13 protein-coding genes and 1 tRNA gene are annotated in these 19,897 nt (G+C 60.5%); 4 read left to right on the top strand and 10 right to left on the bottom strand.

Going from position 1 to position 19,897, the window contains the following annotated elements:
- Nucleotides 1–42 precede the first annotated feature (42 nt).
- Entirely contained in the window at nucleotides 43–405 is a 363-nt protein-coding gene (locus CAPP_RS05355) for a hypothetical protein (protein WP_076598462.1), read from the bottom strand.
- Between the two features lie 176 nt (nucleotides 406–581).
- On the bottom strand, nucleotides 582–2,069 hold the full coding sequence (locus CAPP_RS05360; RefSeq protein ID WP_076598621.1) for a cryptochrome/photolyase family protein: 1,488 nt from the start codon (nucleotides 2,067–2,069) through the stop codon (nucleotides 582–584).
- A gap of 136 nt (nucleotides 2,070–2,205) precedes the next feature.
- Here CAPP_RS05360 and CAPP_RS05365 point away from each other — a divergent pair, with 136 nt between their 5' ends.
- Nucleotides 2,206–3,756: an alanine/glycine:cation symporter family protein gene (locus CAPP_RS05365; protein WP_076598463.1), complete on the top strand. Its 1,551-nt coding sequence runs from the start codon at nucleotides 2,206–2,208 to the stop codon at nucleotides 3,754–3,756.
- On the opposite strand, the gene CAPP_RS05370 is transcribed toward CAPP_RS05365, so the two are convergent.
- Both CAPP_RS05370 and CAPP_RS05375 read right to left on the bottom strand, forming a co-directional pair.
- Nucleotides 3,753–4,949 (bottom strand): MFS transporter, encoded by a 1,197-nt coding sequence (locus CAPP_RS05370; RefSeq protein ID WP_084560474.1) that lies wholly within the window; start codon nucleotides 4,947–4,949, stop codon nucleotides 3,753–3,755. The two genes, CAPP_RS05365 and CAPP_RS05370, sit on opposite strands and share 4 nt — an antisense overlap.
- Entirely contained in the window at nucleotides 4,942–5,427 is a 486-nt protein-coding gene (locus CAPP_RS05375; protein ID WP_076598465.1) for a MarR family winged helix-turn-helix transcriptional regulator, read from the bottom strand. The genes CAPP_RS05370 and CAPP_RS05375 overlap by 8 nt, the downstream gene beginning before the upstream one ends.
- A 506-nt stretch (nucleotides 5,428–5,933) precedes the next feature.
- Between CAPP_RS05375 and CAPP_RS05380 the strand changes: the two genes are divergently transcribed.
- Nucleotides 5,934–7,160, top strand: coding sequence for an ATP-binding protein (locus tag CAPP_RS05380; RefSeq protein WP_076598466.1), 1,227 nt, complete (start codon nucleotides 5,934–5,936; stop codon nucleotides 7,158–7,160).
- Between the two features lie 270 nt (nucleotides 7,161–7,430).
- Here CAPP_RS05380 and CAPP_RS05385 read toward each other — a convergent pair whose 3' ends face one another.
- The 5 genes from CAPP_RS05385 to CAPP_RS05400 all read right to left on the bottom strand — a co-directional run bounded on the left by CAPP_RS05385 (nucleotide 7,431) and on the right by CAPP_RS05400 (nucleotide 13,855).
- Entirely contained in the window at nucleotides 7,431–8,378 is a 948-nt protein-coding gene (locus CAPP_RS05385; protein WP_076598467.1) for a DUF3800 domain-containing protein, read from the bottom strand.
- Nucleotides 8,379–8,551: 173 nt separating this feature from the next.
- A complete protein-coding gene (locus CAPP_RS05390; protein WP_076598468.1) occupies nucleotides 8,552–11,137 on the bottom strand; it encodes a DEAD/DEAH box helicase in 2,586 nt (861 codons plus the stop codon).
- Between the two features lie 2 nt (nucleotides 11,138–11,139).
- On the bottom strand, nucleotides 11,140–13,146 hold the full coding sequence (locus CAPP_RS05395; RefSeq protein WP_076598469.1) for a site-specific DNA-methyltransferase: 2,007 nt from the start codon (nucleotides 13,144–13,146) through the stop codon (nucleotides 11,140–11,142).
- A 278-nt stretch (nucleotides 13,147–13,424) separates the two neighbouring features.
- A complete protein-coding gene (locus CAPP_RS11230; protein ID WP_084560476.1) occupies nucleotides 13,425–13,574 on the bottom strand; it encodes a helix-turn-helix domain-containing protein in 150 nt (49 codons plus the stop codon).
- A 207-nt stretch (nucleotides 13,575–13,781) separates the two neighbouring features.
- Nucleotides 13,782–13,855: transfer RNA gene (locus CAPP_RS05400), tRNA-Leu, on the bottom strand.
- 146 nt (nucleotides 13,856–14,001) lie between these two features.
- Between CAPP_RS05400 and polA the strand changes: the two genes are divergently transcribed.
- Complete coding sequence (gene polA / locus CAPP_RS05405; RefSeq protein ID WP_076598622.1) at nucleotides 14,002–16,620, top strand: DNA polymerase I; 2,619 nt, start codon at nucleotides 14,002–14,004, stop codon at nucleotides 16,618–16,620.
- 74 nt (nucleotides 16,621–16,694) lie between these two features.
- Here polA and CAPP_RS05410 read toward each other — a convergent pair whose 3' ends face one another.
- A complete protein-coding gene (locus CAPP_RS05410; RefSeq protein ID WP_076598470.1) occupies nucleotides 16,695–18,020 on the bottom strand; it encodes a YkvI family membrane protein in 1,326 nt (441 codons plus the stop codon).
- Nucleotides 18,021–18,377: 357 nt separating this feature from the next.
- Between CAPP_RS05410 and rpsA the strand changes: the two genes are divergently transcribed.
- Nucleotides 18,378–19,850 carry a 30S ribosomal protein S1 gene (gene rpsA / locus CAPP_RS05415; protein WP_076598471.1) on the top strand — a complete coding sequence of 491 codons (1,473 nt, stop codon included), beginning with the start codon at nucleotides 18,378–18,380 and terminating at the stop codon, nucleotides 19,848–19,850.
- Nucleotides 19,851–19,897: the final 47 nt, after the last annotated feature.

Consider the following 19,897-nt stretch of genomic DNA (forward strand, 5'->3'; position numbering starts at 1 on the left):
GGTCTGGCCGACGGTAGCCCGCCGGAGTAGTTGAAATGTCGCTTAGCGTGGCATATTCGACATGGCGATCTGGATGGCCTGTCCGATGAGGGTCACGCCCGCGGCGATGATGACGTAGTTGATGATTGCGCGCGCGGCTCCCATCGAGCTAGTTGCCAGGTTGTCCGAAGACATCTGCTCGTATGGCTCAAAGAGCATGTTCATGAAGCCCTTGAAACCGGTACCTTCTGCCTCGTCGGAGGACCCGTTCGCGCCCTCGCTAGAGCCGGAACTGCCTTGGGGATTGCCATCGACGGAACTGCCGCGGACGGAAGATAGCGGAGCGGCAACAGCGGGGGGCCCTGCTGGAGCAGCGGCGACGGCGAGGGAAGCGGCGATGATGGAGGAAGCAATCTTTTTACGCATGGCGGAAAGTGTACCTGCCATTGCGGCTGCGGGGAACTCGCCCGATCGCTGGCTAAGGCGCGTTAAAGGGAGGAAGGTTGTGCTGGTGGCACGACTCAAGTGTGTCGCGGAAAACACGCCTTTTAGTTAGGAGAGGTATGCGGCTACGAGGGTGAGCGCGCGGTTGAGCGCGGCATTCAGCGCCGGATATCGTCGTACGCGGCCAGCGCGACCTTGCGCGATTCCTTCACGTCCACCATCGGCTCCGGGTAGTCAGGGGTGTGTCTCTCCGGCACCCATTGGGCCACGTAGAGGCTGTGAGGGTCGAATTTCTTCTCCTGCGTCAGCGGGTTGAACACCCGGAAATACGGCGCGGCGTCATCTCCGCACCCGGCGACCCACTGCCAGTTGAAGGGGTTCGACGCATAATCCGCATCCACCAGCGTGTCCCAGAACCATTCCTCGCCGTGGCGCCAATGAATCCCCAAGTTCTTGGTCAACCAGCTGCCCACGACCATACGCACGCGGTTGTGCATGGTGCCGGTGGTCCAGAGTTGGCGCATTCCGGCGTCGATAAGCGGAATGCCTGTGCGTCCACGCTGCCACGCCGCAAGTTGCGCGAGATGCTGCGCGTCGGGGTCGTCTTCTGCGCGCACAAAAGCGCTTATCGACGCCCCCGGCGCCACCTTCCCGCTCCACTCCCACGGGAAGTCGTCGAACTGTTCACGGACATTGTTCGTTGTCAGGCGGGGGAGGTGATAGAGCCGGTGCCACGCGAAATCGCGCCACAGCAGCTGGCGGAGAAACGCCCACGCATCCGGCGCCGCCGCTGGATGCGCCTCCGCGAAACGTGCGGTTTCCGCCCACACGTATCCGGGACTGATCTCCCCGAATCGCAGGTGCGGCGAGAGCCCCGAGGTGGCGTCCGCCGACGGAATGTCGTGGTCGGCCTTGTAGCTTTCGCCGCGTGCGAGCCCGTCGAGGAAGGCCTGCAAGCGTTCGTGCGCCGCCGTCTCGCCCGGAGCGTTGTGCTCTGCGAGTTGAGCTATCCATGCTGGTTGTACGGTGCCGCAACCGAGCTGAGCTGCGTCGATCAGGCTCGGATGGGCAAGTGCGGGCCTCACGCCGCGAAGGTCTGGGACGTTTCGCGGTTGCGGTGGATCGTCGATGAGAAGCTGCTGCACCGACTTCGCGAAGGGTGTGAACACCCGGTACGGCGTTCCGCTGCCGGTCTGCACGCGCCACGGCTCGGTGAGTAGATAGCCCGGGAAGGAATGCGCCTCGATGCCCCGTTCGGCGAGGCAGGTCTTCACCCCTGCGTCTGTGACCCTCATCGGCTCGTGGTAGCGGCGGTTCCACGACACGCGCACCGTGCCGCTGGTGCCCGCGGCGATTTGTTGGGCGATGTCCGGCACGACTGTCCGTGGATCGCCGTGGGCGCAGAGCATCTCGACGCCGTGGGCCGCGAGGTCGGCGCGCAATGCCTCCAGGCTTCTGTTGCGCCACCACCGCGCCGCAGCACCGATCGGCCGGATGCCGGTGTTTGCTTCCTCGACGAAGAGGGCGACCACTGCACCGTGCGCTGCCGCGTCCGCCAGTGCGGGATTGTCCTGGATGCGCAGGTCGTCCCGGAACCACACGAGCGTGATGGGCGAGTGGTCGGGCGGGGAAGGAGCAGTTGTCATGGGCGCCAGCATAGGCCCGAAGGCGTTGCATAGATTTCATGCAACGGCAAAGAAAAATTCTCAAAACGAAAAAGTTGGCGACTCCCCAGGGCTATATTCGAAGAATCGAATTCGCCCGATACTGGAGGCCCGCGCCATGGAAAACATCATCAACAGCCTCAACGACGCGATCTGGTCGAACTGGCTCGTGTACTTGTGCCTCGGCGTCGGGGTGTACTTCTCGTGTGTGACGCTATTTCTCCAGGTGCGGTGCTTCCCGGACATGATCCGGCAGCTGAAATCGGGCGAAGGCTCCGCGGCTGGTATTTCGTCCTTTCAGTCGCTCATGATCTCGCTCGCGGGACGTGTGGGCGTGGGCAATATCGCCGGTGTCGCCACCGCGATCGCCTTCGGCGGACCAGGCGCGGTGTTCTGGATGTGGATCGTGGCGTTCCTCGGCTCGGCGACTTCCTACGTGGAGTGCTGCCTGGCCCAGATCTACAAGGAGAAGGACCAGGACACCGGCGAATACCGCGGCGGCCCGGCCTACTACATCGAGAAGGCGTACAAGCACACCGCTGCGCGCCCGTTCGCGTTGGTCTACGCCATCGTTTTCGCTGTGTCGATGATTCTGGCCACCTCGTACTTCCTGCCCGGCGTGCAGGCGAACGGCCTGGCCACCTCCGTCGAGCACGCCTGGTCCGTGCCCACCTGGGTGACGGCCGTGGCCTTGGTGGCTCTGCTCGGCACCATCATTATCGGCGGTGTCAAGCGCATCGCCTGGTTCGCGACCATGGTCGTGCCGTTCATGGCGGCGCTCTACATCCTCGTCGCCATCGTCATTCTCTTCGCCAATGCCTCCCAGATCCCGGAGGTCTTCGGCTTGATCTTCCGGTCGGCCTTCGATAAGGAAGCGGCGTTTTCCGGCATGCTCGGCGCCGCCATCATGTGGGGCGTCAAGCGCGGCATCTACTCCAACGAGGCCGGGCAGGGCACAGGTCCGCAGTCCGCGGCCGCGGCGGAGGTCTCCCACCCGGCGAAGCAGGGCTTCGTGCAGGCATTCGCGGTGTACGTCGACACGCTGCTTGTGTGCTCCGCGACGGCGTTCATCATCATTTCCACCGACATGTTCCGCGTCTACGAGGGTGGCGACGAAAACGGCGACGTGCTCTACAACGGCTCCATCCCCGATTCGGTCAGCGTCGGCCCCGGCTTCGTCCAGTCCTCGCTGGATATTTACACCCCGGGTCTGGGCGGCAGCTTCATCGCGTTCGCCATCCTGTTCTTCGCGTTCACCACGATCGTCGCGTACTACTACATGGCCGAGGTGAACTTCACCTACCTCAACCGTTGGATTAAGAGCGAGAAGGCCCGAACCGCGGTCATCTGGTTCCTGCGCGTGCTCATTCTCGTCTCCGTTTGGATCGGCGCCACCACCACGCCGGGTACCGCGTGGGCGCTCGGCGACATCGGAGTGGGCACGACCGCGTGGCTGAATATCCTCGCGATCCTCGTCCTTCAGGTCCCCGCGCTGAAGTGCCTGTGGGATTACCGCCGCCAGAAGAAAGCGGGCCGCGAGCCGCAATTCGACCCGGAGGCGCTCGGCATCCGCAACGCCGACTTCTGGGTGGAGCGCAAGGCCTCCATGGTCGCGGCGGGCACATGGGAGGACGCGAAGCTTATCGACGGCACCCCCAGGAATCCCTAGACAAGCCTCGTCAGTGTGCCCCGGCCAGCGATGAGGATGATCAGGGACACGGCCAACGCTGCGGCACCCGCCCAGTAGGGGACACCGGAGCCGAAGGCAACTGCCACCGGCCCGGAGACCGCCGGGGCGATAGCACCACCCAAGAAACGCAGTCCCGAGTACGTCGACGACGCCACATTTCGGGGTAGTTCAGTCGCTTCCATGACTGCCTCTGTGAGAACGGTGTTGAAGATGCCGCTGAACAAGCCTGCGAGAATGACCAGCACGATCAGCGTGGTCAGATGATCCACCGTGAAGCCGAGCGCGGCGAGCAGAACTGCGAATCCGATGAGGACCGTGCAGATCACCGGCATCAGACCGAAGCTTTGCGTCAAACGCGGCGCCACGAATACTGACGACAACGCCAGTGCCAAGCCCCAACCGAAGAATACCCAGCCAAGCTCGGTCGCCCCGAATTCGCTTCCAGCAGCTGCGGCAGCCTCGTCGATCGGGTACGGCGAGTAGGCGAGCAGGGTGAAAAAGCCGTAGTTGTAGAAGAATGCCACTGCGCCCAGTGTGAGGAGTGCCGGTTCCCGCAATGCCCTCACTCCTGCGGTGAACGATACCGGTGCCGGCTTATTTGCGGGCTTGCGAAGAAGCACTGCGATGGCGATGAAGCCGATGGCCATCAGCCCCGCGGTGCCGTAGAAAGGCCCACGCCAGCTGATTTCGCCGAGCAGCCCACCGAGCAACGGCCCCACAGCCATACCGATGCCGATGGCTGCCTCGTAGAGAATCACCGCCTGGCTCGCGCCGCCTGATGCCGCGCCAACAATCGCCGCCAGCGCCGTCGAAATGAACAGTGCATTGCCCAGGCCCCATCCGGCGCGGAAACCGATGATCGCGTCGACCGAACCCGCTGCGCCCGACAGAAATGCGAACACGACGATCAGGGCAAGCCCTGTCAGCAGTGTCTTCTTCACACCGATGCGCGAGGAGATGAACGCGCTGAAGAACATTGCCAGCGCCGTGATCAGCAGGTAACTGGTGAACAGCAGCATCGTCTGCGTCGGCGAGGCATTCAGTTCCCGGCTGATCGCCGGCAGAATCGGATCGACTAGGCCGATCCCCATGAATGACACCGCGCAGGCAAACGCGATCGCCCACACGGCGATTGGTTGTTTGAAAGTATTTCCTGGCGTCGTCTTACTCATTCGCGTCCTTTCGTTGTCTCGTTGTCGCTCCGTCAGCCCCGGTACCTCGCAGGCGCTGTGTGAGTCTGGGAAGTAGTTCCGCCGAGTGGATAAGCGTGTCTATCTCGTCAGGGGAGAGGTCCCGAAAAACGGGCACCAGCTCGCGCACCGACGCTTGCCGGTATTCCCTTACGGCCGCACTCCCGGCATCGGTGATGGTGAGGTCGGAAGCGCGTGCGTCGAGAGGCGATGGCTCCCGCGCAACGAGCCCTTCGGTGACAAGCCTTTTGATCACCTGGCTCATGGACGGCTGCGCAATTCCTTCGCGCCGTGCGAGTTCGCCGATGCGCAACCCCGGCTCGCGTTCCAGCGCTGCCAAGACGCGTAGCGCGACGTACGACAGTTCGCTTCCCGACGCCTGAAACGTCGCCCGCGTGAAATGACTGCCCGCCGCCACCAAGTCAATGGCGAGGCGGGAGAGTGATTCCTCAGAATGCATAGGAGAACTATATAGGACACCTATGCAATTGGAAAATGGGCGCATGCAAAAAGTCCCGAGACCCGCCCGGAACGGTGTCTCGAGACTTCGGGGGTTTCGGAAAACTCCCTGACCACCGCCAACGAGACCCTGTTCCTAGCCTAGTTCCACGGCCTTCAGCGTTTAGTTCCAAATTGATCCTAGCCGACGCCCGAAAATAGCCCCACGCAGCGGAAACCGTTTTGGGCACCGGAGCGGAAGATCGTCATATGCGAATAGACGACCGATCCGACTGCTGTCTTTCTCGGTGGGCCACGCGCTCAACCCCAGTGCAAGGCATGGTTCGCACGGGTGGAAAGCTCCGTCCCAGTGTCGCTGTGGGAGCGTTGAGACATCCCCGACATGATGGTCCGTCTCCGCCATGCCATTAGCCACTGCCTTGGCTGTGCGTCATCTGAATTACCCAGAGCAGGAGGAGCAACGTGACTTAGCCGACCTAACCAGATTGTCGGACATAGTCTGTTGGCATGTTCACCTCACTGCACCGCGCGCTCGGACTTCCTGCCGGTCCCATTACCGACGACATGATCACCCAGGCCGTGGAAAATGACGTCCCCGAGTCAGAAGACCTGGATTTCAAACAGGCGCTGCCACCGAAAGAATCACTGGTGCAGTCGGACGTAAAGAAGGACTTGGCGGCCATGGCGAACTATGGCGGTGGCGTGATCATCTACGGAGTCACCGACTCGGACAGTCGTGCCGGAGCCCGACTCGACACCGGTCCGGTGGACGACAACTACATCCAGGCCTATCAGCGCGTCGCGTATAACCACGTAACGCCACCACTGCACAACGTCGAGATGTTCCCCCTCGTCTCGGATGACGGCACGCATGCCTTAGCGGTTATCGTCCCGGCAAGCCAGCAGGTTCCGCACATGCTGATTGGCAAGGACAAGAAATTCAACGTTCCGATCCGCCACGGGGCTGACACCGACTGGCTTGCGGAATCGGAAATCGCCCGCCTGTACCAGCAGCGCTTCAGCGCCGCTAGGCAGCGGCGCGAGCTGACCCTCGAGCTCTATGAGCGCACAAGGGAGCTCGCAGCTCCTTTAGGGTTTTGGGCGGTCGGCGTTGCGAGACCCGTGACGAGAACCTTAACGGCGCCCATGGCAGGTCAAGACGTGAGCCAACTCGCGGACCGGTTGGTGAACCAGAGGGAAAACCTGTGGCACTACAACAGGCCGGAAACACCTTACGGGGCATACTACGCAAACGTGCACCCACGCCGCGGGTTCCGTAGTTGGCGCTATCTGTTCATCTCCAGGGAAGGTGGCCACCCGGAGTCATACCTCGCTTTCCACGACGACGGGTCAGTCTCGGCACTGGTGAACCTTCCCGTCCAGGAAGAGGGAAACTCGGTACACACATTCTTCATCGAGGCATTCACTGCGGATCTCATGCTCGCCGCCCGCGGAATGAGCACAAAGCATGGTAGCCCCGACTATGACCTCCGAGTCGGAGTCGAATGGCAGGGGAGCGAGCCACTCCGTTTGTACCGGCCGCATGAAATTGGGGCGTTCGATCCGCTTCCCATCACGAAATTCGTTCCGGTGGAAGCAACGGTGGACTTTTCAGATGACGGCGCGTTTTTCGACAACGCCGAGGCAATCGCGGAGGACTGCCTCAACCAGGCGGGTATTCGCGACTCGAAGATAATTCCGCGGGGGCGAGACGCCGGTATATCATGTACCTGAGTACTCGGGGCTCGTCCAGACCGGTGAGGTCTTGAACTCTAGTGACCCAGGCGCGCCGTGTCACACGGTTATCAATACCGAGAACCTGCACGCCCTGAACCTGCTGACCTACACCTACCGGCACAAGGAGAATTGCATTTAGGCGGTTTCCTAAATTCAACCTAGCAGTCGCAAATATTCAGATCGCGCCGTAACAGTCCGCGGTCAAAGACGCGGAAGTCTAAATTTTCACCATTGTTGTGGGAGTCGCTGAAAGATTCTGTAACCGCATCAGTCAAGACCCCGTCTTATCGACGCCAGTTTCGCCTTAAACTGAGCCGACCCAGCATCAATCATACGATGCTGCATCTGCTTGTTGCTGTCGTTTTGGAGGGCTATCCGGCGACGTTTCTCCTCCCTGTACTCAGAGAAAGAGCCATGATGCAGGAGTGAGCTCGGGTAACACTTCGTGTTGCGGTCAAGGTCATTCGTCCAAATCACACTGTTCGACAATATATCTTGCTGGCCGGCGAAAAGCGTGTTGGCTAGGTCAACGGACCACTCGAACTGCACCTCATTTGCAAAATGGTACTTTCCGAGCCGCGACAGTAACGCACAGGTCCAATCCGCAAGTTGAATTGTCCCGTAGAGGTAGCTATCTGCCTGGATAGGGACTTCAATGATCTGCTGCGTTTCGGGGTGACCAGAATAGATTGTACGGCCAGCGGTTGACACTGCGCGCTCTCGGTTATCAGTCTCAGTGGCGTCCATGATGACGAGCATTTCTTCTTGCTGGTCGTTTGCGAATGTCCCAAGCCTCTTAAGCGATTGGATCAGACAATGTTCCTCACGCTCCTGTGACTTTTCCCTGGTGACACTGACGGGGCCGATTGGCTTTTCTTGCCCAAAGAAGAACACTTTGCCGTTCAGCTGAAAAAGCCGTCGATAAATCCTTCCAAGCGCAGGGGTTATCTCAGACCCAAACTTGTCCATATTCTTGGTTGTGAGGAGCGCGGAACCCTTCTTTTCCCACCTACGGGGGTGACACCCAGATTGCTCAATCTCCCAAGCAAGCAATTTTTCCTTGATGTACTCGAAGTAGCCGCCTAACTCACGAACCTTGTCAGATTCGATAACGTAGCCGCCATAGCCAAAAAGAGGGTGTGTGTTGTACTTCTTGTGGTCTTTGTCCACGTAGGGACCCTGGTGACCAAACTCGTCAAGATAGGCAATTAACATGATCGCTTTAATGGGCGCGGCGGCAACCGAGGAGGTTGCCGCCGGAATTAGCGCGGTACGTGTGTCTCAACGCCGCCACTGACATTTAGTGTACTGGATTTACTCCCAATAACAAGCCATTCGGCATTGGCAACTTCAAATCTTTCGCGATCCGCCTTGAAGGTCGAAGCGACTCACGCCCCGGGGTTCGACTTCCGCTTCAAGTCTTCCCACGACTCAGACGCTCGAATATCGGACTCGTAGGCAATGACGTAGCCCCACTTCTGGCCGACGAAGTCCTCTTCGCCGAGCAGTTCCCTCACGAGCACCCGGGCCGCGGCTCGCTTCGCTTGTACCGTTTCGTCATCTCGCCCTTTGTCGGACTTGCCCTCGATAATCCACATCGTGCCGTCGGAGTCCTGGGCGACGAAGTCGGGGTAGTAGGTGTCGCGGGTGGTGTACATGATCGACGCACCGTCAGTGGAGTAGAGGCGCTTCCACCACACGATGTCCGAGGTGTAGTTCAGCAAAAGCGCGAGGAGGTACTCGCCGCCCCACGAGTCGAAACTCGCTGCGGGGAACAGTCCGCGGTTCCAACCGTCGTAGAACTCGCGGGGCTTGAACTTCGCCTGTTGATCCTTGGACAGTTGCTGGAGCACCTCTTTGCCAAACGGCAAGGTCACGACCTCGTCAATTGGCAGCTCGACCGGAACGATAGACGTTTCGGTCTGCAGGCTGCTGGCGTGCTGTCGCGCCTTGTCGTTTACAAGTGCAACGAGCTCGTCAACGGCGGACTGCTTTGCTTTCTCCGTCCAGTGGTCGATACCGGCGTTCGCCATGAAGGTCGGAAGGACGTATTGCGCCAGTGTGATCGTGTTCTTGGTGTCCTGGGTGACAACCCCGAGACCGAATACGCGGCGGGTCAGTTCACCAATAACAGTTACCTCCGCCACGGGAGCCGATTCGACTTCCGCATCGGTGGTGCGTTTCGTGTCGAGCTTGGAACTGCGCACGACGATTTCTTCGCGGGTGAGTGCTTCCTTCGAGTCTGCGACACGTCGCGCTGCCCGTATAATGTCCTCGTCGTCAATGTGGCTAAGCAGGAACGGTGTGGTTGATTTCGCCATGACCGTGGACGGAAACAGGAAGGTCTTTCCTGCGAAGTGCTCGTTGACCTTGATTTCCGTTGCTGGGATGTAGTCGTCACGCTGCATGGTCTCGTTATCACCGACTCTTCGGAACGAGACACCTCCGCTGTGGCCACCAGTGACTTGGGTAGTTTCGCCGGCCTTGGTGCCGATGTCGCTCGGGCCGTCCGCCGCTTCGCCTGAAGGCGTTGTTGGCCACGCGGTCGAGCCGGAAGTCGGCCCCCTTTGGGTCTCGGGCGACGGGTTCGGGTTTGGCTGCACCTGTTCTTCACCCTTGCGGAAGCTTTCTTCCACGTCCACGCCGGAGACAGCGCCCTGGGCGGCATCTCCGAGACCGAAGGAGCGGAGCACGTCCTCGTCCTTGAGAAGGGACTTGAACGACTTGTGGCTCAAGATGTCCAACTGATCAAGCTCAGCCACACCGGTACGCGCACCAAAAGGCAGGCGCAGACCGCGGCCCATCGTTTGCTGGGTGAGAATGTCCGACGACATGGCGCGCAATGCACACATCACCGCGACTCGTTTGGTGTCCCAGCCCTCTTTGAGACGGTCAACTGAAACAATGGCCCGCACCGTCGAGGCTGGGCTGTCGAGCTCGTCTAGCCGGCGCAGCGTTACCGCGTCGTTGTGCTTGTTGTCGAACTGGAGCACCGCCTCTGGGTCACCGAAATAGCCTGGCCCCTGGAGGATCTTGGTGACTTCTCCGGCATGTGCGACGTTCTCGCAAACGACAAACAAGAGCGGCTTCGTCCTCTTCGCTTCACCTGTTTCGCCGGGGAAGTTCGCTTGGCCGTATGCCTCGTAGGCTGCCTCTTTGTTCCTCAGCAGTGAGACCGCGTCGAGGAGTTGCCTTTCCTCGGGAGAGTCCTTGGGGTAGCCGTTCTCGCGGTAGACCAGCATTGGCGACTTCACGTAGCCGTCTTCAATTGCGCTATAGAGCGGGTAGTGGAAGATGACGTGGTCCGTATCGGATGCCGAGGCGGTCAGCCCAATCGTCGCAGCGGGGCGGAGATCCTTCAGCGCCTGGTTAAACGCCTTGGCCGAGGTGCCAAACAGGTGGGACTCGTCTGCGATAACCACGAGGTCGTCGAGGTTGACCAGGTAATCGTAGAGCGAACCGGACTCCTCCTGGTGGTCGCGAATTTTGCGCCGCATGCCGTCTTTGGTGTCTGCACCTGCGTTCGCGATTTTCGGTTCGATAAGTTGCGACACGTTAAATACGTAGACCATCGGGCCGTCTGCGGCATTGCGAAACAGCTCCGACTGGCCGGCACGCCACGCGCCATAATTGCCAGGTGAAACAACTTGGGGAGCAGAAGAGAATCCGTCAACGTAGCGGCGCGAGCCCTGGGTGAAGTTCTGGACTGTCTTATTCTCCAGCACCGTCGAGGGCGGGACGACCACCATGACGTTTTTCACCCCGAAGCGCGAAAGATACTCAATGAGCGCGGCCATGAGGTAGGTCTTGCCCGCGCCTGTGGCCATGTGCATGACCATGGGCTCTAGCGGGTCAAAGTCACCAGTGAGGTGGTAGATGAGCTTGCGCAGCGCACGCTTGTTGGGATCTCGAAGTTGGAACTCCGTCGCAATGCTGTCGATGAGTCCTTGGTCAAGTGCGATTGGAAGTGCCATGTCTACTTGCCCTCCTGCGTTGCCGAGTAGGTGAAGATGTCGTTGGGGATGTGGACAATCTGGCACGGCCTGTCCGTTGTCCTCGCGAACTGCCTGACTCCCGGTTCGAGTTCCGTTGCGGCGAGCGTGACGCCTTCGCCTTCATCGAGGTGGGCGAGGAGTTCTTCGGCCTTGTCTTTATCGAGTCGGCCTTCGACCACTTTGAGGAACATTGAGCCTCGTTTGCCGTCGAAGTGTCGGTTGTCTGGAGTGAGCGAGAAGTTGAGGTTTGCGGCCACAGAGTTCACGAGTGTCGTACCGGTTGCCGCTTCGGTAAGCGTGACGAGGCCCAATTCGGGGACATAGTCGAAACACTGCGGAGCCAAGTGGGCGACAGTGAAACCGCCACCACCGCGCCAGTTACGCACCGTGCTGGGACGTGTGCCAATGAGCTTGAGGGCTGTCTTGATTGCCGATTGCTCGTCTGGTGAGAGGTCCTGCTCTGAACGAACAGCGCGCAGGAGCTTGGCTGCGTCTTCCATGTCCTTTGTGTCGAACTTCGCAGGAACCTCGACCCCTGGCTTGGGTTCGCGCTCGCTCGTGAAAGTCACGCCGCCTGGGTCATCGTTCTTAGCCACTTTCTCAAGGCGCGGCCGCGTAAAGCGGTTAAAGGTGTCCTCCACGAGCTCACACGTCACCCAACGGCGAGCCATCTTCTGGGCTACCGCAGCGGTTGTTCCCGAACCGGCGAACACGTCGAGGACAACGTCTCCGGGGTTCGTTGCGATGTGGATAACGCGCTCCAGTAACCGTTCCGGTTTAGGCGTAGCGAATGCTGAAGTTCCTGGAAACAGTGCGCGAATCTCTTTGGCCGCGGTGTCAGTGTGGCCAACGTCTTTGTAAGGGAGAAAACTGACTGGAGTTTTGCCGGGCTTTCCTTGCAGGTAGGTTTTGGAGCTGAGGCCACCCTTCCCACCGCTGGTTAGCCATAATTTTGGCCAATTCCCGGACTTGTAGAGCTCCAAAGCATCTTCACGCGCAGCCTCTTTGTCGCCCCGTATAACTACGGCTTGTACATTCGGTCGAACCTCATCAGGCGGCAAACCACATAGTTCCGCTCGTTTAGCCTCATCTTGAATATCGGCTAGACCATATTGGTTGCTGTAGATTCTCATTTCTTCGAGTACATCCGATTGACCTTGAGCCCAGTGTCGGCCTTTCGATGGATAGATGAGTTCACCTGTGAGAGGATGCTCAATTGCGTAGACCATGCCCTGGTGGGTAGAAGAACCAGATGCTGTTGGGTCCGCGACCTTCCAAGGCCCGCGGACATCGTTATCCGGGTTCGCGTAACGGGCGTCCATCTCCTCCGTCCGCGGCAAACGGTTCGGAACAAACTCACTCGACTTGGCATAGACCAGGATGGTGTCAGTGACTGCGGGAATACCTTTTGAATCGTTACGTGGCGAGTACGTCTTTTCCCAGGTCATTTCGGTGACGAAGTTCTCGCTGCCGAATACCTCATCCATAAGAACCCTCATCCGGTGGTTTTCCACGTCATCGAGGTGGACCCAAATCGACCCGTCATCGCTAAGAAGCTTGCGTAGGTGAACCAGACGGTCGCGCATCATGGTGAGCCATACGGAGTGTTCGAGGTTGTCCTCGTAATTGGCGAAGATCTGTGCAGTGTTAAACGGTGGGTCAATGTAGATGCACTTCACCTTGCCGAGGTACTTCGCGCGTAACTCCGGCACGCGAGTGAGGGCTTCAAGCACGTCGCCAGACTCACCGAGGATCAGCAAATTGTCCTCAGTCGGGGCTAGATCTGCCCGCTCCGAGTATTGCGTGTTCTCGTCCTTTGGCGATTGCTCGCCCGTGACTACTTCGGAAACAACGAGTGCCCGAGTCTCGCAGTACCGCGGGTCTTTCGGGTCAACCCACTCGTATGCGTAGCGCCCCTCTTCACTAGGAATGAGCGCCTTGTCCTTGTTGAACCAGGTCAATTCGAGTAGTTGCTTCGCGCCGGCCACCGTTTCGCTGCCTCGTTTCGTCTGTCGGGGCTGTCCATCAATTCGCACTTTATGGTAACCGGGGCGGCGACAGGCGCCGAAGAAATTGCTGCCCGAGGCGAACATGATTTTGGATCGCGAGTATGCGGGCGCGCCGGTGTGCGTAACGGTGTACCGGATTATTCCGTATTGCCGTTTCAAGACGACATGTCGTCTCACTACGGTGCAGCGAATTACCCCCTCTATTTTCTGCTGGTGTTTGCTTCCTCTCGCGACACGGTGGAGATATGCAAAACGAACTACGTATCTCGCCGGGTGGCCTTTACCCCCGGCCACAGACGCACGCCGAGGCCGACTTCGAGTCTGGCCACGGTCTCCAACGTCGGCCACGAATTGCCGTTGAGGATGTCCGAGATGGTCGAAGCAGCGACCCCAGATTTTTCGGCAATCGCTTTTCAGCGGCCTAGAAGTCGTGTTCGAACAGTGAAAACGCTCCGGAATCGACGAATCGCTGTCAGTTTTGGAGCGTTTTGGCATTGGTGAGAGGAAAATGCCACGTAAAAGGGCTCTTCGTTGCCAAGATGGGCGAAAGGGGGATCCGGAAAGAGTTTTCCGAGCATATTCGAAAGGTTTTCCGAAACCCCCACTTCGTGCGGTGCCCCAGGTGAGACTCGAACTCACACTGGACGGGTTTTGAATCCGTTGCCTCTGCCAATTGGGCTACTGGGGCGTGCGGATCAACAATAGCGCAGGGGTTCTCGAACGAAGAAATGCCCTGCAGTTGAGCCACGTCAGCCGTAGGTAGAGTGGGACGGCGTGAGTACCGCTGATTCTTCCTCTGCCACGAAACGCCTGCTGCTCATCGACGGCCATTCGATGGCTTTCCGAGCTTTCTACGCCCTGCCTGCGGAGAATTTCTCCACCTCGGGCGGGCAGCACACGAATGCGGTGTACGGGTTCCTGTCGATGTTCTCGAACATCCTCGCCGAGGAGCAGCCCACCCACGTGGCGGTCGCCTTCGACATCGGGCGCCAGACCTTCCGCACAGAGCGCTTCCCGGAGTACAAGGCGCAGCGTGCGGCCGCACCGGAGGAATTCAAGGGGCAGGTGTCGCTCATCCAGGACGTGCTGGGGGACTTGAGCATCGTGACGCTCACCAAAGAGAACTACGAGGCGGACGACATCCTGGCCACGCTGACCACGCAGGCGCAGGACGACTACGAGGTCATCATCGTCACCGGCGACAGGGACTACCTCCAACTGGTCAATGATCGCGTGACCGTCCTGTACCCGACGCGCGGGGTCTCCACGCTCACGCGTTTCACGCCGGAGGAAGTGGAAAAGAAGTACGGTCTCACGCCGTCGCAGTACCCGGATTTCGCGGCGCTGCGCGGCGACCCGTCGGATAACCTGCCGAACATTCCGGGCGTGGGGGAGAAGACCGCCACTAAGTGGATCATCCAGTACGGAGATCTGAACAGCCTCATCGAGCACGCCGAGGAGATCAAGGGCAAGGCCGGCAACAATTTCCGCGAACGCATCGAGCAGGTTCAGCTCAACCGCGAGCTCACCCAGATGGTGCGCGATCTCGAGCTGCCCGTCGGACCAGACGAACTCGAGCTCAAGCCCGCCGACGTCACTGCCGTGGCGACGGCTTTCGACGACCTCGAGTTCGGCGTCAACCTCCGCGAGCGCGTGCTCGCCGCCGTGCCCACCGACGGCGCCGCGCCCGAAACACAGGCAGAAGAACTGCCGGAGCTCACCGTCGACGACGAGGCACTCGACACGTGGCTTGCAGCCCACGAGGGTCAAGGTCTCGCCCTGTTCGTCCAGGGCGACACCACGCCGGCGGGCGGGGACGCGTGGGCGGTGGGGATCGTCGATAAGCAGTGGCACGGCGTGTCCAAGCGCTTGAGCGACCTCACGCCCGAGGAAGACGCCGCGCTCAAGGCGTGGCTCGAATCCGACGCGCCGAAATACCTCCACAGCGCCAAGGCTGCATGGCACATGCTGCGCGGGCGCGGGATCACGCTGCGCGGCATCGCCCACGACACCGCCATCGCCGCGTACCTGCTGCGGCCCGGCCAGCGCACATACGACCTCGCCGACGTTTACCAACGCCACCTGCAGCGCCAACTCGCGGCATCCAGCGAACAACTGAGCCTGCTTGATCGCGACACTGCCGACCTCGACTCCGCCCTCGCCATCCTCGAGCTCGCCGCGCATTTGGGTGAGGAGCTCCGCGCCATCGACTCCTTCGAGCTCTACGCCGACCTCGAGCTGCCGCTCGTGACCATCCTCGCCGAGATGGAGGACACCGGTATCGCCGTCGACATGAACGTCCTCGAAGAGCAGCTGAAAGAGATCGCGCAGAAAGTCACCGACGCCGAAGACACAGCACGTTCGCTTGTCGACGAACCCGATCTGAACCTCTCGTCCCCCAAACAACTCTCCGTCGTCCTCTTCGACAAGCTCGAGCTGCCCAAGACGAAGAAGACCAAGACCGGCTATTCCACCGCCGCCAAGGAGATCGAGGCGCTCGCGGCGAAGAACCCGCACCCGTTTTTGGACCAGTTGCTCGCGCACCGCGAATGGCAGAAGCTCAAGTCCACCATTGAAGGCCTGATCAAGACCGTCCACGACGACGGCCGCATCCACACCACGTTCAACCAGACTGTCGCCTCCACTGGGCGCCTCAGCTCCACCGACCCGAACCTGCAGAACATCCCCGTGCGCACCGAGGCCGGCCGCCGCATCCGCTCCGCGTTCACCGTGGGTGACGGCTACGAATGCCTCCTCACCGCGGACTACTCCCAGATCGAGATGCGCGTCATGGCGCATCTCTCCGAAGATCCCGGCCTCATCGAGGCGTACAAGGAAGGAGAGGACCTGCACAACTTCGTCGGTTCCCGCGTCTTCGACGTGCCCATCGACGAAGTCACCCCCGAGCTGCGCCGCCGCGTCAAAGCCATGAGCTACGGCCTCGTCTACGGTTTGAGCGCTTTCGGCCTGTCCAACCAGCTGGGCATCCCCGCCGGCGAAGCAAAGAAGATCATGGAGTCTTATTTCCAGCGCTTCGGCGGCGTGAAGCGCTACCTCGACGAGGTCGTCGAGCAGGCCCGCCGCGACGGATACACCTCCACCGTCTTCGGCCGGCGCCGGTACTTGCCGGAACTCACCTCCGACAACCGCGTCGCGCGCGAAAACGCCGAGCGCGCCGCTCTCAACGCGCCCATTCAGGGCACCGCGGCCGACATCATCAAGGTCGCCATGATCCGCGTCGACGCCGCGCTTAACGACGCCTCCCGCGACCAACCTTTCCAATCCCGCGTCCTCCTCCAAGTCCACGACGAACTCGTCGTCGAAGTCGCCCCCGGTGAGCTCGAGCAGGTCCAAGCGATCGTCGAGGAGGAAATGGACCGCGCCATCACCCTGCGTGTCCCGCTGGAAGTCTCCGCCGGAACCGGCACCGACTGGGACGAAGCAGCACATTAGCCCGGGGCCGGCGCATGTTCAGCGCGGCACCCGGGCTAATAGGGAGGGCAGGGGAGAGGCCCCTCTAGATTTTCCTAGATCTTCGTGGAGCCGGAACCCGTGCTGGAATCGGCGGCCCTGTCAGAGCCCTTGCCGTCTGCACTGTCTGCACCGTCTGTGTCTTCCGTGTCTTCAGCGTCCTCGACCTCGGACTCGAGGGCTTCGTGGAACTCTTCGTCATCAAGCATGGATTCCTCAGCCAGCTCGTCGAGCGACATGTCCGCGAACTCGCTGTCCGGGTCGAGGTTCTCCTCGTCGGTCACCAGATCGACGGCGGCAGTGCGCAGCTCGCCCTCGCGGTCCAGGCGGTCGCGGTAACGGAAGTACTGGTAGACCAGCACCGCGATCACGAACAGGCCCAGGTAGCCCAAGATGGGGTAGAGGTTGGCGACGAGCGGCTTGAAACCGATGAACGACAGCACGAAGCCGACCAGGCAGGCACCGACGTAAACCTTGTAGAAATTGTCCGGGTTGTTGCGCGTCAGGCGCTTCGCCAGCGCGTAGATCATGCCCAGGCACGTGTTGAAGACCATGAGGAAGATGACCCACGTCATCACCTGACCGAGTGCCGGGTTGATGTTGAACAGCACGGTCAGTAGCGGTAGATCGTCGCCGTTGATCTTGTCGGCCTCCATGAACAGCGTGACAACCAGCAGAGCCAGCATCGCTGCGTACAGGAAGCCCGCGACCATTCCGCCGATGCGGACCGACTTATTGTCGAAGTTGTCGCCGCCGATCACAATCGCCATCGACACCGTGCACAGTGCGTTCAAGCCCGTGTGGTTCAGCGCGCCCAGCCACCACGTGGGAGCGCCCGTCGCGCCCTCCACATTCTGCTGCGCCCATTCGCTTTGCGACGCAAAGTCCACGCTCGTTTGCGTGAACGTCCAAATCGACGCGATCAGGACGAAGATGATGAGCAGCGGAGTGACCAGCCCCAGGACCACGGAGATCTTGTCCACATCCAGCCGGCCCACCAGCAGCATGATAATCAGCATGGCCACACCGCCGACATAGATCGGCCAGCCGTATGCTTGCTCGAGGTTCGAACCGGCACCGGCGAACATCACGAAGCCCACACTGAACATGCAGGCGATCGCCGACCAGTCCATGATCTTCGACGAAAGCCCGTCCGAGACTTCGCCGAACACACGCGTGTGCTCCGTCGCCTGGAAATAGGAACCGAAAGCGAGGAAGGCCACCGCGGCAAAAGCCATGACCACACCGGCCAGGACAATGCCCCACATGCCCATCTCGCCGTAGGAGACGAAGTACTGGAACGCCTCCATGCCGGAAGCGAAACCGGCGCCAACAACGACGCCGATGAAAGCGAAGCCGATACCGATACCGCGCTTCAACATGAAAAACACCACCTATGTACCCTGTGGGCACTATCAGATTTGATTGACTGTCTAAGGATAAAGAGATTGGTGGGAAAATGGTGAATGCGCGCCAGTGCACCCGCGTGAACGCCCGAAGAATTTCACCCCGACGCGCCACATCAAAGTTTGCTCGAGCTGGGCAAATGAACTAATCTCGGCAAGGCGTATCTACGCTGCCCGCGTGACCCCGGTCGTAATAGGAGGGCCGCCCACGGCGGGAGCGAGATCGGAATCCCAGCGTGACCGGCCTCTTTTGGGGCGTCGATAAGCTGCTTTTTCGAGAGATGCGCTCATGTCCAACCGCTATCTCCTATCCATTTCGGAGCAAAATAACCTATGCCCACTTCTACTACCCCGCAGGTTGCCATCAACGACATTGGCAGCGCTGAGGAATTTCTCGCCGCAGTTGACGCGACCATCAAGTACTTCAATGATGGCGACATCGTCACCGGCACCGTTGTCAAGGTGGACCACGACGAGGTCCTCCTCGACATCGGGTATAAGACCGAAGGTGTCATCCCGACCCGTGAGCTTTCCATCAAACACGACGTCGACCCGGACGAGGTCGTCGAGATCGGCGAGGAGATCGACGCGCTTGTCCTGACTAAGGAGGACAAGGAAGGTCGCCTGCTTCTCTCCAAGAAGCGTGCACAGTACGAGCGTGCCTGGGGCACCATCGAAGAGCTGCAGAATAACGACCAGCCGGTCACCGGTACCGTCATCGAGGTCGTCAAGGGCGGCCTTATCCTCGACATCGGCCTGCGCGGCTTCCTGCCGGCATCCCTCGTCGAGATGCGTCGCGTCCGCGATCTGGACCCGTACATCGGCCAGGAGCTCGAAGCCAAGATCATCGAGCTGGACAAGCACCGCAACAACGTCGTGCTGTCCCGCCGCGCATACCTTGAAGAGACCCAGTCCGCAGTCCGCTCCGACTTCCTCCACCAGCTGCAGAAGGGGCAGGTCCGCAAGGGCGTCGTTTCCTCCATCGTCAACTTCGGCGCCTTCGTCGACCTTGGCGGCGTTGACGGCCTGGTCCACGTGTCCGAGCTGTCCTGGAAGCACATCGACCACCCGTCCGAGGTCGTCACCGTCGGCGACGAGGTCACCGTCGAGGTTCTCGACGTCGATCTCGACCGCGAGCGCGTTTCCTTGTCCCTGAAGGCCACCCAGGAAGATCCGTGGCGCGTCTTCGCCCGCACCCACGCTGTGGGCCAGATCGTCCCGGGCAAGGTCACCAAGCTTGTTCCGTTCGGTGCGTTCGTCCGCGTTGAGGAGGGCATCGAGGGCCTCGTCCACATCTCCGAACTGGCTCAGCGCCACGTCGAGGTGCCGGACCAGGTCGTCAATGTCGGCGAAGAGGTCATGGTCAAGGTCATCGACATCGACCTCGACCGTCGCCGCATCTCCCTGTCCCTCAAGCAGGCCGACGAGGACTACTCCGAGGAGTTCGATCCGTCCCGCTACGGCATGGCCGACTCCTACGACGAGCAGGGCAACTACATCTTCCCGGAGGGCTTCGACCCGGAGACCAACGAGTGGATGGAAGGCTACGACGAGGCTCGCCAGGAGTGGGAGGCCCGCTACGCCGAGGCTGCCCGCCTGCACGAGGCTCACACCGCTCAGATCGAGCGTCACCGCGCTGCCGCCGCAGAAGCAGAGGCGGCCGGCGAGGGCGAGACCAACTACAGCTCCACCTCCGGCGAGGCTGCAGCTCCGGCAGCTCCGTCCGCTGGTGAGGCTGAGCAGGGTGGTTCCCTCGCTTCCGACGAGCAGCTTGCTGCTCTGCGCGAGAAGCTCGCAGGCAACTAACGCCTAGCAATGAAGGCCCGCACTTCGGTGCGGGTCTTTTTGCATGC

It is taken from the genome of Corynebacterium appendicis CIP 107643 (assembly GCF_030408415.1).
Lineage (GTDB): Bacteria > Actinomycetota > Actinomycetes > Mycobacteriales > Mycobacteriaceae > Corynebacterium > Corynebacterium appendicis.

What these genes read in the sequence shown, in the direction of transcription:
- CAPP_RS05385 (WP_076598467.1), bottom strand. Translation starts at nt 8,378, where the DNA reads ATGTTAATTGCCTATCTTGACGAGTTTGGTCACCAGGGTCCCTACGTG.
- CAPP_RS05370 (WP_084560474.1), bottom strand. Translation starts at nt 4,949, where the DNA reads ATGAGTAAGACGACGCCAGGAAATACTTTCAAACAACCAATCGCCGTG.
- rpsA (WP_076598471.1), top strand. Translation starts at nt 18,378, where the DNA reads ATGCCCACTTCTACTACCCCGCAGGTTGCCATCAACGACATTGGCAGC.
- CAPP_RS05355 (WP_076598462.1), bottom strand. Translation starts at nt 405, where the DNA reads ATGCGTAAAAAGATTGCTTCCTCCATCATCGCCGCTTCCCTCGCCGTC.
- CAPP_RS05390 (WP_076598468.1), bottom strand. Translation starts at nt 11,137, where the DNA reads ATGGCACTTCCAATCGCACTTGACCAAGGACTCATCGACAGCATTGCG.
- CAPP_RS05375 (WP_076598465.1), bottom strand. Translation starts at nt 5,427, where the DNA reads ATGCATTCTGAGGAATCACTCTCCCGCCTCGCCATTGACTTGGTGGCG.
- CAPP_RS05410 (WP_076598470.1), bottom strand. Translation starts at nt 18,020, where the DNA reads ATGTTGAAGCGCGGTATCGGTATCGGCTTCGCTTTCATCGGCGTCGTT.
- CAPP_RS05360 (WP_076598621.1), bottom strand. Translation starts at nt 2,069, where the DNA reads ATGACAACTGCTCCTTCCCCGCCCGACCACTCGCCCATCACGCTCGTG.
- polA (WP_076598622.1), top strand. Translation starts at nt 14,002, where the DNA reads ATGGCTTTCCGAGCTTTCTACGCCCTGCCTGCGGAGAATTTCTCCACC.
- CAPP_RS05380 (WP_076598466.1), top strand. Translation starts at nt 5,934, where the DNA reads ATGTTCACCTCACTGCACCGCGCGCTCGGACTTCCTGCCGGTCCCATT.
- CAPP_RS05365 (WP_076598463.1), top strand. Translation starts at nt 2,206, where the DNA reads ATGGAAAACATCATCAACAGCCTCAACGACGCGATCTGGTCGAACTGG.